This is a genomic window from Pseudarthrobacter sp. LMD1-1-1.1 (assembly GCF_040676255.1).
Classification (GTDB): domain Bacteria; phylum Actinomycetota; class Actinomycetes; order Actinomycetales; family Micrococcaceae; genus Arthrobacter.
In genome coordinates this window covers 472956-486061 of the sequence record NZ_JBEGHP010000023.1, presented here as the reverse complement: position 1 = coordinate 486061, position 13106 = coordinate 472956, and the positions used below count along the sequence as shown (strand labels likewise).

The following is a 13106-nucleotide window of genomic DNA, read 5'->3' as shown; positions in this document are numbered from 1 at the left end:
CTCAAGGAGGAAAAGTGTCCAGCAATACAGCGCAGCCGGCCCCTGCCGCCCAAGCCCCTGCAGTCCAAGCCACCACAGCCCAGGCCCCCATGGCCCAGGCCGCCACTCCCCCCACGCCAACAACCCAGCGCGGCAGGGCCAAGGAGAACCGGCGGCAGGCTTTGCTGTCCGCTGCTGCCTCGCTGTTCGCGGCCAACGGCTTCAACCGGGTCTCGCTGGAGGACCTTGGCGCGGCGGCAGGCGTCAGCGGACCTGCGGTGTACCGCCACTTTCCGGGCAAGCAGGCAGTCCTGGCGGACTTGCTGGTCACGGTGAGCCAGGAACTGCTCGACGGCGGCCGCCAGGTGGTGGAGCGTACTGCCGACCCCCAGGCCGCGCTCCGTCAGCTGGTGGAGTTCCAGGTGGATTTCGCCCTCGGCAAACCGGACGTGATCCGGGTGCAGGACCGGGACTTCACCAACCTGTCCGAGCAGGACCAGCTGGCCGTACGCACACTGCAGCGCAGCTACGTGGAGGTGTGGGTGGACGTCCTGGCCAAGGTCCATCCCGCGACCGACCACGCTGAGCTGCGGATGCGCGCCCATGCCACATTCGGCCTGATCAACTCCACCCCGCACTCGGTCCGCAGCCATGGCAGGCGCATGGCTGCCGGCGTCGCCCGTCCCTTGCTGGAACGGATGGCGCTCGCCGCCCTGACCGTACCCTCGGCCTGACCCGCCCGGCACTCGGCACCACACGAGCGGCCCCTGGCAGCACAACCGGCCCCTGGCAGCACCGCTTATGCGGGCCGGGGCCGGTGATGTGCAGGCCAGGAGCCGCTACACCATGGTGAGCACCATGCCCGGCTCGGCCAGGATGGCCCCCACGTCCGCCAGGAACCGGGAGCCTTGCTCCCCGTCCACCAGGCGGTGGTCGAAGGACAGGCTCAGCGTCAGCACCTGGCGCAACGCCACCTCGCCCCGGTATTCCCATGGCATGGTCCGGACCGCCCCAAGGCCAAGGATCGCGGCCTCCCCCGGATTGAGGATGGGGGTGCCTGCGTCGATGCCGAAGACGCCGATGTTGGTGATGGAGATGGTGCCGCCGGAGAGGTCCGCCGGCGTGGTCTTGCCCGCGCGTGCGGTTTCGGCAAGCGCCGTGAGCGCCTGGGCCAGCTGCGGGAGCGGAAGGGCCTCGGCGTCCTTGATGTTCGGAACCGTGAGTCCGCGCGGCGTGGCGGCGGCGATGCCCAGATTCACGTAATTGAAGGTGACGATCTCCTGGTTTTCTTCGTCCCAGCGGGAATTCAGTGCCGGGTTGCGGCGCAGGGCGATCAGGAGGGCTTTGGCGGCGAGCGTCAACGGGGTGAGCTTGATACCCGCGAACTCCCTGCTGGTCTTGAGTTTGGCCAGCAGCTCAAGGCTCGGCGTGACATCCACGGTCAGGAATTCGGTGGCATGGGGCGCGGTGAAGGCGCTCTGCACCATCGCGGCAGCGGTGTGCTTGCGTACCCCCTTGATGGGGGTCCGGGTCTCCCGCTCCCCCGGCGTGGCTCCGCCTGGGGACGCGGCCCCCTGCGCCTGCAGGGCAGGTTCCGCGGCGTGGCCGGAAAACTCCTGCACGTCCTCCCGGGTGATCAGGCCGCCGGGACCGGTTCCGGGAACCTGGGCGAGGTCCAGGCCAAGGTCCTTGGCCAGCTTGCGGACCGGGGGCGTGGACCGGGGACGTTCGGCGGCCTTGCCCTCCGCAGGTGCTGGCTGGACAGCTGCAGGCTCGACCGGGCCGGCCTCCGGGGCCTTGGTTCCCCCTGCCTCAACTACCGGGGCAAAGTTCCGCGCCCGGCGCGTGGGGCGCCCGGAACCTTCGACGACGGCGCCGTACCCAACAAGGTTCGGTTCCCTTTTCGGGGTGTCCAGCGCAGCCTCCCCGGACTCCGCGCCCGCGGCGCCGGACGGCGCCAAAGGTGCGGACCCGGCGTCGTCCGCCACCTCGAAGGAGACAATCGGCTTGCCCACCTCCACCACGGAACCGGGCTGTTCATGAAGTTCTTTGATGACCCCGGCGAAGGGCGACGGGAGCTCCACCACGGCTTTGGCGGTCTCCACCTCGGCGATGACCTGGTTCAGGCTGACGGTGTCGCCGACGTCCACTTTCCAGCTGAGGATTTCAGACTCCGTAAGTCCCTCCCCCAGGTCCGGGAGCCGGAATTCCTTGATCATGGTGGCGCTCATCCTTCCAGTCCGCTCAGGGAATTGGGGCGGCCCAGGGCACGGTCCACGCCGTCCAGGATGCGGTCCAGGCCCGGGAGGTGGTGCATTTCCAGCTTGGAGTAGGGGTAGGGAATGTCGAACCCCGTCACCCGGACCGGAGCGGCCTCGAGGTGGTAGAAGCACCGTTCGGTGATGCTGGCCGCCACTTCCGCTCCCAGCCCGCCGGACTGGGCAGCCTCGTGCGTGACCACCAGGCGCCCGGTCTTGCGCACCGAGGCCACCACCGGTTCGTAGTCCACGGGGGCCAGCGAGCGCAGGTCGATGACTTCAATGGAGATGCCCTCGTCCGCGGCGGCGGAGGCTGCGTCCAGGGCGGTCTTGACCAGTGGCCCGTAGGCCACCAGGGTCACGTCACTGCCGTCGGTCAGCACCCGGGCCTTGTCCATGGGGAGGGTCGAGGCAGGATCTGCGTTCTCGTCCACCTCGCCTTTGTCGTGGTAGCGGCGCTTGGGCTCGAAGTAGAGGACGGGATCGTCACAGGCGATGGCCTGCTGGATGACCGTATAGGCGTCCTGGGGGTTGGCCACGGTGACCACCCGCAGCCCCGAGGTATGGGTGAAGTAGGCTTCCGGGGACTCGGAATGGTGCTCCGGTGAGCCAATGCCGCCGCCGAACGGGACCCTGATGGTGATGGGCATTTTGACGGCCCCGCGGGTGCGGTAGTGCAGCTTGGCCACCTGGCTGACGATCTGGTCGAAGGCCGGATAGATGAACCCGTCGAACTGTATTTCCACGACGGGCCGGTAGCCGCGGTAGGCCAGGCCGACGGCGGTTCCCACGATGGCGGACTCCGCCAGCGGGGTGTCCACCACGCGGTGGGTTCCGAAGTCCTTTTGCAGGCCGTCCGTCACGCGGAACACGCCGCCCAGGGCGCCGATGTCCTCGCCGAGGAGAACCACCTTGGAGTCGTTTTCCAGCGACTTCCGGAGCCCGGCGTTGATGGCGCGGGCAAAGGTCAACTGGGTCATCAGCGTGCACCTTCCTCTGAAACGGCACCTGCGGGATCGCCGAAGGAGGCCAAATACCGTGCGTAATGGTCCTGCTGGCGTTCCAGCCAGGAATTGGGCGTGCTGTAGACATGCTTGAAGATGTCCATGGGCTGGGGCTCCGGCATGGTGGTGCAGCCGCGGCGCATTTGCGCGGCCACGGTGTCGGCCTTGTCCTTGACCTGCTGCTGCAGCTCCTCGGTCAGCAGCCCCTTGCGCTCCAGGAGGCCGGCCAGCCGGCTGATGGGGTCCTTGGCGGCCCAGTCCTCCAGCTCATTGGCGTCCCGGTACCGGGTGGGGTCGTCGGCGGTGGTGTGCGGCCCCATGCGGTAGCTGACGGCTTCGATGAAGGTGGGGCCGCCACCGCGCCGTGCGCGGTCAAGGGCCAGCCTGGTGGCGGCCATGACCGCCAGGACATCGTTGCCGTCCACCCGCAGGCTGGGGATTCCAAAACCGGTGGCGCGGTCCGCGAGTTGGATGTGGGACTGCAGGCGCACCGGCTCGGAGATGGCCCAGTGGTTGTTGGTGCAGAAGAACACCACCGGGACCTGGAAGCTGGCCGCGAACACCATGGCCTCGTTCACGTCACCCTCACTGGTGGCACCGTCGCCAAAGTAGGTGACGGCCACGGCATCGGCACCATCGTTCTGGATGCCCATCGCGTAGCCGGTGGCATGCAGGGTCTGGGCGCCAATGATGATCTGCGGGGTGGCCATGTTGATGCTGTACGGGTCCCAGCCGCCGGAGGCGTTTCCGCGCCAGACCCGCAGGAGGTCCGTCAGGTCCACGCCGCGGCAGTAGGCCACGCCGTTCTCGCGGTAGCTGGAGAACACAAAGTCGTCTGCGCGCAGTGACCGTCCGGACCCGATCTGGGCCGCCTCCTGGCCCAGGAGCGGGGGCCAGAGGGCCAGCTCCCCCTGCCGCTGCAGGGCGGTGGCCTCAACATCAATCCGCCGGATGACGGTCATGTCCTCAAAGAGGGAGCACAACTGGTCATCGGTGACGTCCCGGACCCAGAAATCGAACTCCGGGTGGCTGATCCGTTCACCGGCCGGGGTAATCAGCTGAAGGAATTCCGGCCCGGTTTCTCCTGGATTCCCTGCGCTTTGGGGGGTGTTAGCGCCGTCATGGCCCGTTTGGTCTGTAGACACGATTGCCGCAACCTTCGAACGTCGTTGACCCGTGGTTTGCGGGCTTTTGGCCCCTGCCGCCACCGGCCTTCCGGGCGTCATTGCCCCAGATACTGTGACCCTACTCACAATGCCCAGAGGGTACAACCACCGCCGCTGTTTCTGAGCAAAGTGCCCTGTCCCGCGCCCCGGCACCGTGCTAGCGTTGCGCATTATGCGAGCTTTGGATGGCACTGACACCCGCCTGCTGTCGGCGTTGGCGCAGGATCCGCGCCGTACCGTGGTGGCCCTCGCGCAGAAGCTTGGCCTGTCCCGCAATACCGTCCAGGCGCGCATGGCCCAACTGGAAAAGAAGCACGTCTTCCTGTCCTTCGAACGGCGCCTCAACCCGGTGGCACTGGGCTATCCGCTGATGGCGTTCATCTCCGTCCACGTCCAGCAGCAGAAACTCGGGCGGCTTGCCGGGGAAATCGCCGCCATCCCCGAGGTCCTGGAGGGTTACGGGCTGACGGGGTCGGCAGACCTGCTGCTGCGCGTGGTGGCCAGGGACGCCGAGGACCTTTTCCGCATCAACGGCAAGATCCTGGCGTGCGACGGCGTGGAGCGGGCAGACACGGCCCTGGCAATGGGCGAGCTGATCCCCTTCCGGGTGCAGCCCCTGCTGGACCGCGGCTCCGAAGGCAGCTAGCAGCAGCGGAACCCCCGGTGCGGCACTTCAGGCACGACGGCGGCGGCCTGGGTTATAGGCTTGTTCCAGTCATCTGCCGGGCCGGGACGGTCCGGGGCAGTCCGCCGGCGCCAGAGCGCCTGTTCCACGAAAGGCCCACCCTTGAGCAGTCCCCAGGATCCGTACCGGCAGCGCCAGGCGGGCTTCACGCCACAGCAGTTTGGCCGGCTGCCGGAGCAGCCCGCGCCGTTCGGCCTTCCCGGGGAGCCGCCACGCCAGCGGAGCCGTCGGAAGCTGTGGATCATCCTTGGCAGCATTGGCGGGGTGCTGCTCCTGGTGATCCTCGGCATCGTGATCCTGGTGAACGTGGTGGGAAGCGCCACCAACCAGGCACGTGGCCTTGCGGATGATTTCACCAAGAAGGTGATTGCCGGGGATTCGTCCGGCGCCTACGACGAATACCTTGACCCGGACTTGAAGAAGCAGCTTTCCAAGGAGGCCTTCATCTCCGGCGTTAAGAGCCTGGAAATGGACAGTTCCTGCCAGCCGGCATACAACAACCTCAAGGTTGCCACCGATAACGGCGTGAAGTCCGCCGAGGTGGTGGGCCAGATCAGCTGCACCGGAAAGAAGGTTGACCTGGCCTACCGCTTCCAGGGCACCGACAAGCTGCTGATGACCAACATCAAGCTGCGCCCCGCGGCCTAGCCGGGACCAGCCGGACGGAAAATGCAAAGGGTACTGACCTTTTCACCCATCCGACCCCGGCAATGATCCGAATCGCTTCCGAGGGCCCCGTCCGGGGCCCACATCCGGCGGGACAACCCACCCGCCCTGAAGGAAGGATTCGGACCATGCGCAACTCACCCAACCGCCTCGTCGCCACCATTTTCGGAGCCGTCTACCTGCTGGTGGGCCTCCTGGGCTTCGCCGTAACGTCAGGCGTCGGTTTCGTCGCCACGGAAGGCGCCAACCTGATCATCTTCGAGGTCAACCCGCTGCACAACGTCATCCACCTGGCCATCGGCGCCGCGCTGCTCTTCGCCGGCCTCCGCGGGACTGACAGCGCACGCACCGTGAACTCCTCCGTCGGCGCCGCCTACCTCCTGGTGGGCATCGTGGGGCTGTTCCTGCTGAATTCGCCGCTGAACATCATCGCCCTGAACGGTGCCGACAACGTCCTCCACCTCGCCAGCGCCGTGCTCCTCCTCGGCGTGGGCCTGTCCCTGGACAAGTCCCCGGCCGCTGCCCGCGCCTAGCATGCCAAGGTCCGGCATGGTTTCGCTCCGGCCCACGGCACCGCCGGCCCACCCGGTGACGGTACAGTCCACGGCGCCCCAGGCGGACTCTTCGGTTCGCCTGGTCACCGGGTTCGCCGGCTTCGGTGCGGGCTCGGTCAACCTGGCCATCTCCTCCAGCTTCCTTGCAGCGGGCTCCCCTGGACCGGCAGGGCTTCTTGCGGGTGTGGCGGCCGGCCTGTGGGGAGCCGCTCTGCTGGCCGGAGCCGTGGCCTTCCTGGCCAAGGACCGGCTGGCCGGCAACCGGTGGGCGCGGTACGCCCTCGCAGGCGCGGCGGCGGCCCACCTGGCCGCCATCGCGTTCCCCACGTCCACCACCTCCGGGCTCAGCCTGACGCAGCTTTCGGCGCTCCTGCTGACGCTGATGATCATCGCCTCGCTCGGGTGGCTCCAGCGGCACAGTGGCCAGCAGGACAGTGCACAGCAAGACAGCGCGCGGCAGCCGGCAGGGGCCGGCATGCGCCCGCGGAGGCTGTTGCTGGCAGCGTTCGCCGGCGCGGTACTGGTGGCCGGAATTACGACGCCGGGCCTCGCCGCCTCGACGGCCGGCCAGTACGCCGTGCCGCATGGTGAACACGGGAACCTGGCACCGGGCGGCCACCACCAGCGCTGACCGCCCGCGGGAAAACCCACCGGTCCGTCCCCAACGAAAGAGCCTCCGTGCCGCAGCCCGCGGCAGGAGGCTCTTCACGTTGCGCCGGAACAGGTTCGGCGCTGGTGGGTGTGGTCCCTGTTTCAGGGCCTCCCCGTTCCGGCGTGTCCCGGTTCGGGGAGTGTCCCGGTTTTAGTGGTCCACAGCCTTTTCGGCACCGATGCCGGTCAGCGAGCGGACTTCCATCTCGGCCTGCTTCGTCACGTCCTCCCGCCTCTTGTCCAGGGTGGTGCCCAGCCAGCCCAGGAAGAAGGCCAGCGGGATCGAGACGATGCCCGGGTTGCTGAGCGGGAAGAGGGCGAAGTTTGCCCCGGGGATCATGGAAGTCTTCAGTCCCGAGACCACCGGGGAGAAGATGATGAGCAGGATCGCCGAAGCGAGGCCGCCGTACATGCTCCACAGCGCGCCCTGCGTGGTGAACTTCCGCCAGAACAGGGAGTAGATGATGGTGGGCAGGTTCGCCGATGCGGCGACGGCGAAGGCCAGTGCCACCAGGAAGGCCACGTTCTGGCCGTTGGCGAAGATGCCGCCCAGGATGGCCAGGATGCCGATGACCACCACGGTCCGCCGGGCAACCCGGACTTCTGTGGCGGCATCGGCCTTGCCCTTGGCGATGACATTGGCGTAGATGTCATGCGCGAACGATGCTGCGGCCGTGATGGTGAGGCCGGCCACCACCGCCAGGATGGTGGCGAACGCCACCGCGGAGATGAAGCCCAGCAGCAGTGGCCCGCCCAGGTGGAATGCCAGCAGCGGAGCTGCCGAGTTGACGCCGCCGGGGGCGCCCTTGATCGTGTCCGCTCCGACCAGCGCTGCGGCGCCGTAGCCCAGCACCAGGGTGAACAGGTAGAAGATACCGATCAGCCAGATGGACCAGACGACCGATTTGCGGGCTTCCTTGGCGGTCGGGACCGTGTAGAAGCGCATCAGCACGTGCGGCAGGGCGGCGGTGCCCAGCACCAGCGCCAGGCCGAGGGACATGAAGTCCAGCTTGGAGGTGTCCGATTTGCCGTACTGCAGGCCCGGGTTGAGGACGGCCGGGTTCTTGGCGGTCTCCACGGCTCCGCCCAGCAGGGCCGAGAGGTTGAAGCCGTAGATGGCCAGGACCCAGAGGGTCATTACGGCGGCGCCGGCGATCAGCAGCATGGCCTTGATGATCTGGACCCACGTGGTGCCCTTCATGCCGCCGATCAGGACGTACATGATCATGAGGGCGCCGACGACGATGATCACCAGGGCCTGTCCGCCCCAGTCGCTGATGCCCAGCAGGAGGGAGATCAGGCTTCCCGCCCCGGCCATCTGGGCCAGCAGGTAGAAGAAGCAGACCGCGAGGGTGGAGATGGCGGCGGCGATCCGGACCGGCCGCTGCTTCAGCCGGAAGGACAGCACGTCCGCCATGGTGAACTTGCCGGTGTTGCGCAGCAGTTCAGCCACCAGCAGCAGCGCCACGAGCCAGGCCACCAGGAAGCCGATGGAGTACATGAATCCGTCGTAGCCGTTGATGGCGATGGCCCCGGTAATTCCCAGGAAGGAGGCGGCGGACAGGTAGTCGCCGGCGATGGCGGTGCCGTTCTGCGAGCCCGTGAAGGAGCGTCCGGCGGCGTAGTAGTCGGCGGCGGTCTTGTTGTTGCGGCTGGCGCGGAACACGATCACCATGGTCACGGCCACGAACAGGCCGAAGATGCCCATGTTCAGAAGGGTGGTGTCCTTGAGGGCGGCGACATCCACCGCGGCGGGAATTGCGATCATTTGTTGGCTCCGCCCACTCGGTTTCCGTTCTTATCGAATTCGTGCCCCTCGATTTCGTGCCTGATCTCGGTGGCGATGGGGTCCAGCCGCTTGTTGGAGTAGTGCACGTACCAGCCGGTGATGGCGAAGGTCGAGACGAACTGGAGCAGGCCCAGGATCAGGCCGATGTTGATGTTGCCCCAGACTTTGGTGGACATGAATCCCACCGCGTAGTCGGCGAGCAGCACATAGGCGAAGTACCACAGCAGGAAGGCCACTGCCATGGGGAAGACAAAGCTGCGGTGACGCTTGCGCAATTCCTGGAACTGCCCGGTCGACTGGACTTGTTCAAAGTCCACGGACGCCGCTGCGTCCGGAGTATGGGCATCATTACCCATCGTTCCTCCTCATTGAGTTGCCGGAACACACCGGGCGGAGGGCCCCGGACTGCTGGACAGGGGGCCTGGCCGGCAGCACCACGCAGGGGCACCGCAGATGTGACACCAATCACTTTGCCGCCCGCGCGCCGCTGTGTTCCAGCACTTCACCGCCCACTGTCGCTCAACGGTTGCGATGCTGCGGCAAGCGGCACCCGCCGCTACGCTGGGCACCATGCCGGACTCCCCCCTCCTCACCGCCGCGGCCGTTGCGGTGATCGCCATGGCCATTGCCGTCGTCGTCGGCGTGGGCCTGAAGGTGCTCCGCTCCTTCCGTGAGCTGGGCACTGACGCAGAACGCGCCACGTACCACACGCTCCACGCTGCCTCCCAGGCCGGGCAGCACCTGCGCCGCGGGCTGAACCCGGCGGGCGCCGCGAAAGCCAGCCGCCAGCTGCGGGCCCTGCTGGCCTGCGATGCCCTGGCCATCACGGATACCAACGGTGTCCTGGCCTGGGACGGCGGTGCCGAGGACATCAGGCCACGCCTGATGGAACTCGCAGCGGATGTCCTGGCGTCCGGCCGGACAGCAGTTCTCTCCGCCGGTGCAGACGGAACCGACGGCCACCTTGCCGGGGTCATCGCCCCGGTGCGCGCGGGCACCCGGGTGGTGGGCGCGGTGGCAGCTTTCGCCCCTTCCGCGGGGGCAGGCCTGGTCAGGGCAACGGGGGAAGTGGCCGACTGGGTCGCGGTCCAGGTGGAACTTGCCGAGCTGGACGCCTCCCGCACGCTGCTGATGGAAGCGGAAGTCCGGGCGCTGCGCGCCCAGATCAGCCCGCATTTCATCTACAACTCGCTCAACGCCATCGCATCCTTCATCAACACCGATCCGGAGCGGGCCAGGGAGCTGGTGGTCGAGTTCGCGGACTTCACCCGCTACTCATTCCGGCGGCACGGGGACTTCACCACCCTTGCCGAGGAGCTCCGCTGCATTGACCGCTACCTGCTCCTGGAGCGTGCCCGGTTCGGCGAGCGCGTCCAGGTCAGCCTGCGGATCGCCCCGGAGGTGCTGGGCACCGTCATCCCGTTCCTCAGCCTGCAGCCGCTGGTGGAGAATGCCGTCCGGCACGGGCTCGAGGCCAAGGCGGGCCCCGGGCACATCAGCATCACGGCGGAGGACGCCGGGGCCTTCGCCGAGGTCACCATCGAGGACGACGGCGTGGGGATGGATCCGGAGCATCTCCGGTCCGTGCTGGCGGGCCATACGGACGGGGACCATGTGGGGCTGCGGAATGTGGATGCGCGCCTCCGCCAGGTGTACGGCAACGATCACGGCCTGGTGGTGGAAACGGCGCCGGGCGAGGGAACGCTGATCACCATGCGGGTGCCGAAGTCCCAGCCCGGGCATGATGCGTGAGGAGCGCCGTTCCGCTGGAAGTACCCTAGGAGAATGATTAACGTCCTCGTCGTTGATGATGAGCTGCCCGCCGTTGAGGAGCTGGCTTTCCTGCTGGGCAGGGACGAGCGCATCGGGAAGGTGCTGCGTGCCACGTCCGGCGCTGAAGCGCTTGCGGCCCTGTCCGCCGGCGGCATCGACGCCGTTTTCCTGGACATCCATATGCCTGCGGTGTCAGGCCTGGACATCGCCGGGGCCATCGCCCGCAGCAGCAATCCGCCGGCCGTTGTTTTTGTCACTGCCGATGAGGACCATGCCCTGGCTGCGTTCGAACTCGCCGCCGTGGACTACCTGCTCAAGCCGGTGCGCGCCGAGCGCCTGGCACGTTCCGTGGGGCGGATCAGCGAATTGCGCGACGGCGGGGCGGCACCGGAGATGATCACGGTGGACCAGGGCGGGACCACCAGGATGATCCGGCGCGACGACGTCACGTACGTCCAGGCACAGGGCGACTACGCGCGGCTGCATACCGCCGACGCAAGCTACCTCATCCGGGTGCCCCTGGCGGACCTTGAACAGCAATGGGCGGACGCCGGCTTCATCCGCACGCACCGCTCCTACCTGGTGGCACTCAAGCATGTGTCCTCGATGAAACTGGCCGCCGACGGGCCGCGCGTCACCGTGGCCGGTGCCGGCCTGCCCATCAGCCGCCGGCACCTGCCCATCGTGCGGGAGAAGCTGGAGGCAACCAGGATCAGGCCGCACGCATGACCCGGGTCCGGGTTACGGCCCCGCGCGCGTCTGCGCGCACCGCGGTGCGCGGCACACCCCGCGCGCTCGAGTCGCGGGAAGCGGCGCAGGACTCCGAGGTGGGGCAGGTGTTTGTCCGGTCGCTGATCAGGTCCCAGCTGCGGCTGGCTCTGGTGGTGGCGGGCGGCTTCCTGCTGATCCTGGCCGCATTCCCGCTGACCCTGGTGGTGGTTCCCGGCCTGGCCGATACCCGGATCGCCGGCATCCCGTTCGGCTGGCTGCTGCTGGGCGCGGGAATCTACCCGGTGATCGGCTTGAGCGCATGGCTGTACGTCAGGACGGCGGCACGCAATGAGGCGCGGTACCGGGACCTGGCAGGGGAACAGTGATGCGCAGGTGAATGCCGGCGTCGCCATCACAGCGGTCGCGGTGGTGTCCCTCGCCACGGCCATCATCGGGTTTTACGGGCTCCGGATCTCACGCACCACCGGCGACTTCTACGTTGCATCCCGGACCGTGCGCCCCTGGTGGAACGCGTCGGCGATCGGCGGGGAATACCTGTCCGCAGCCAGTTTCCTGGGTGTGGCAGGCCTCATCCTGCTGTCCGGGACGGATGCACTCTGGTTCCCGGTGGGGTACACCGCCGGCTACCTGATGCTGCTGCTCTTCGTTGCCGCCCCGCTGCGCCGGTCCGGCGCCTACACGATTCCGGACTTCACCGAGTCCCGGCTCGCCTCCCGGACGGTCCGGCGCGTCACCAGCCTGGTGGTGGTGATGGTGGGGTGGCTGTACATCGTGCCGCAGCTGCACGGGGCAGCGCTGACCATCCATATCGCCACGGGCCTGCCGTCCTGGGTGGGTTCCGTTGCCGTCGTGGTGGTGGTGTGCCTCACGGTGGTGGCAGGCGGGATGCGGTCCATCACCTTTGTCCAGGCGTTCCAGTACTGGCTGAAGCTGACGGCCCTGGCCGTGCCCATCCTGTTCATCGTCTTCGTGCTGGCCGGCCAGGGGGCGGAGCCCCAGTCCCTGCCGGCGGTCAACCCCACGGGCGTGGCACCTGCCGGGCTGTATCAGAACGTGTCCCTGCTGGTGGCGCTGCTGTTCGGCACCTTGGGACTGCCGCACGTGCTGGTGCGTTTCTACACCAACCCGGACGGGCACTCGGCCCGGCGGACCACGCTGATCGTCCTGGGCCTGCTCTCCGTGTTCTACCTCTTCCCCACGGCGTACGGGCTGGTGGCCCGGATGTTTGCCCCCGACCTGGCCCGCTCGGGGCAGCCGGACGCCATGGTCCTGCGGCTGCCCGGCGAACTCGTGGGCGGGGTACCGGGCGACCTGCTCAGCGCCCTGGTGGTGGCCGGTGCGTTCGCGGCGTTCCTGTCCACCACCTCCGGCCTGGTGGTCTCCCTGGCCGGCGTGATCAGCCAGGACGTGCTGGGCGGAAGCGTCCGCGGGTTCCGGCTCGCGGCCGTCGTCTCCGCCCTGGTCCCGCTCGGCTTTGCGTTCATGACCGGTTCCCTGGCACTTGCCGGCAGCGTGGGCCTGGTTTTCGCGTTCACCGCTTCCACGGTCTGCCCCGTCCTGCTGCTGGGCATCTGGTGGCGCGGCCTGACCGACGCCGGAGCCATCGCCGGCATGGTGACCGGCGGGGTGCTGTGCGGCGGGGCGATGATTGCGGGCGCAGTATCGGGTTCGGGCCTGACGCCGCCCTGGCTCGCGCAGCCGGCGGCGTGGAGCGTGCCTGCCGCGTTCGCGGTGATGGTCATCGTGTCCCGGGCCACTTCCCACCGGATCCCGGGGACCATGCCGCGGATCATGACCCGCCTGCACACCCCGGAACGGCCGCTGGCAACGGAACGGTGATCGGGAGGAC

Annotated in this window: 14 protein-coding genes; 9 read left to right on the top strand and 5 right to left on the bottom strand. The window is 68.0% G+C overall.

The genetic code is table 11. From position 1 onward, the window contains the following. Nucleotides 1–89 precede the first annotated feature (89 nt). Complete coding sequence (locus tag MRBLMD1_RS15795) at nt 90–713, top strand: TetR/AcrR family transcriptional regulator (protein ID WP_364401471.1); 624 nt, start codon at nt 90–92, stop codon at nt 711–713. A 105-nt stretch (nt 714–818) separates the two neighbouring features. On the opposite strand, the gene MRBLMD1_RS15790 is transcribed toward MRBLMD1_RS15795, so the two are convergent. The 3 genes from MRBLMD1_RS15790 to pdhA are packed head-to-tail and all read right to left on the bottom strand — an operon-like array spanning nt 819 to nt 4386. Beyond that, the gene (locus tag MRBLMD1_RS15790) at nt 819–2210 is read right to left on the bottom strand and encodes a dihydrolipoamide acetyltransferase family protein (RefSeq protein WP_364401267.1); all 1392 of its coding nucleotides are present in this window, start codon (nt 2208–2210) and stop codon (nt 819–821) included. After that, a complete protein-coding gene (locus tag MRBLMD1_RS15785; RefSeq protein ID WP_159632377.1) occupies nt 2207–3217 on the bottom strand; it encodes an alpha-ketoacid dehydrogenase subunit beta in 1011 nt (336 codons plus the stop codon). Before MRBLMD1_RS15785 ends, MRBLMD1_RS15790 begins: the two co-directional genes overlap by 4 nt. Then, the gene (pdhA, locus tag MRBLMD1_RS15780; protein WP_307492300.1) at nt 3217–4386 is read right to left on the bottom strand and encodes a pyruvate dehydrogenase (acetyl-transferring) E1 component subunit alpha; all 1170 of its coding nucleotides are present in this window, start codon (nt 4384–4386) and stop codon (nt 3217–3219) included. The genes MRBLMD1_RS15785 and pdhA overlap by 1 nt, the downstream gene beginning before the upstream one ends. Nucleotides 4387–4579: 193 nt before the next feature. On the opposite strand from pdhA, the gene MRBLMD1_RS15775 reads away from it, so the two are divergent. The 4 genes from MRBLMD1_RS15775 to MRBLMD1_RS15760 all read left to right on the top strand — a co-directional run bounded on the left by MRBLMD1_RS15775 (nt 4580) and on the right by MRBLMD1_RS15760 (nt 6943). Beyond that, nucleotides 4580–5053, top strand: a complete 474-nt coding sequence (locus tag MRBLMD1_RS15775) for an Lrp/AsnC family transcriptional regulator (protein ID WP_307492302.1) — start codon at nt 4580–4582, stop codon at nt 5051–5053. A gap of 141 nt (nt 5054–5194) precedes the next feature. After that, nucleotides 5195–5740, top strand: coding sequence for a hypothetical protein (locus tag MRBLMD1_RS15770; protein ID WP_364401264.1), 546 nt, complete (start codon nt 5195–5197; stop codon nt 5738–5740). A 146-nt stretch (nt 5741–5886) separates the two neighbouring features. Next, nucleotides 5887–6291, top strand: coding sequence for a DUF4383 domain-containing protein (locus tag MRBLMD1_RS15765; RefSeq protein ID WP_364401262.1), 405 nt, complete (start codon nt 5887–5889; stop codon nt 6289–6291). A gap of 16 nt (nt 6292–6307) precedes the next feature. Then, nucleotides 6308–6943, top strand: a complete 636-nt coding sequence (locus MRBLMD1_RS15760) for a hypothetical protein (protein ID WP_364401260.1) — start codon at nt 6308–6310, stop codon at nt 6941–6943. A 171-nt stretch (nt 6944–7114) separates the two neighbouring features. On the opposite strand, the gene MRBLMD1_RS15755 is transcribed toward MRBLMD1_RS15760, so the two are convergent. Together MRBLMD1_RS15755 and MRBLMD1_RS15750 are read right to left on the bottom strand one after the other, a co-directional pair. Next, nucleotides 7115–8731, bottom strand: a complete 1617-nt coding sequence (locus MRBLMD1_RS15755) for a solute symporter family protein (protein ID WP_159632382.1) — start codon at nt 8729–8731, stop codon at nt 7115–7117. Further along, nucleotides 8728–9108 carry a DUF485 domain-containing protein gene (locus MRBLMD1_RS15750; protein ID WP_159632383.1) on the bottom strand — a complete coding sequence of 127 codons (381 nt, stop codon included), beginning with the start codon at nt 9106–9108 and terminating at the stop codon, nt 8728–8730. Before MRBLMD1_RS15750 ends, MRBLMD1_RS15755 begins: the two co-directional genes overlap by 4 nt. 214 nt (nt 9109–9322) lie before the next feature. Between MRBLMD1_RS15750 and MRBLMD1_RS15745 the strand changes: the two genes are divergently transcribed. From MRBLMD1_RS15745 to MRBLMD1_RS15730, 4 genes are read left to right on the top strand one after another with little or no spacing between them, the layout of a single operon-like run. Then, a complete protein-coding gene (locus MRBLMD1_RS15745; protein ID WP_364401257.1) occupies nt 9323–10504 on the top strand; it encodes a sensor histidine kinase in 1182 nt (393 codons plus the stop codon). A 33-nt stretch (nt 10505–10537) separates the two neighbouring features. Next, nucleotides 10538–11254, top strand: coding sequence for a LytR/AlgR family response regulator transcription factor (locus MRBLMD1_RS15740; RefSeq protein WP_159632385.1), 717 nt, complete (start codon nt 10538–10540; stop codon nt 11252–11254). Continuing rightward, a complete protein-coding gene (locus tag MRBLMD1_RS15735; protein ID WP_159632386.1) occupies nt 11251–11622 on the top strand; it encodes a hypothetical protein in 372 nt (123 codons plus the stop codon). Before MRBLMD1_RS15740 ends, MRBLMD1_RS15735 begins: the two co-directional genes overlap by 4 nt. Nucleotides 11623–11629: 7 nt before the next feature. Next, nucleotides 11630–13096, top strand: coding sequence for a cation acetate symporter (locus MRBLMD1_RS15730; protein ID WP_159635633.1), 1467 nt, complete (start codon nt 11630–11632; stop codon nt 13094–13096). Nucleotides 13097–13106 lie beyond the last annotated feature (10 nt).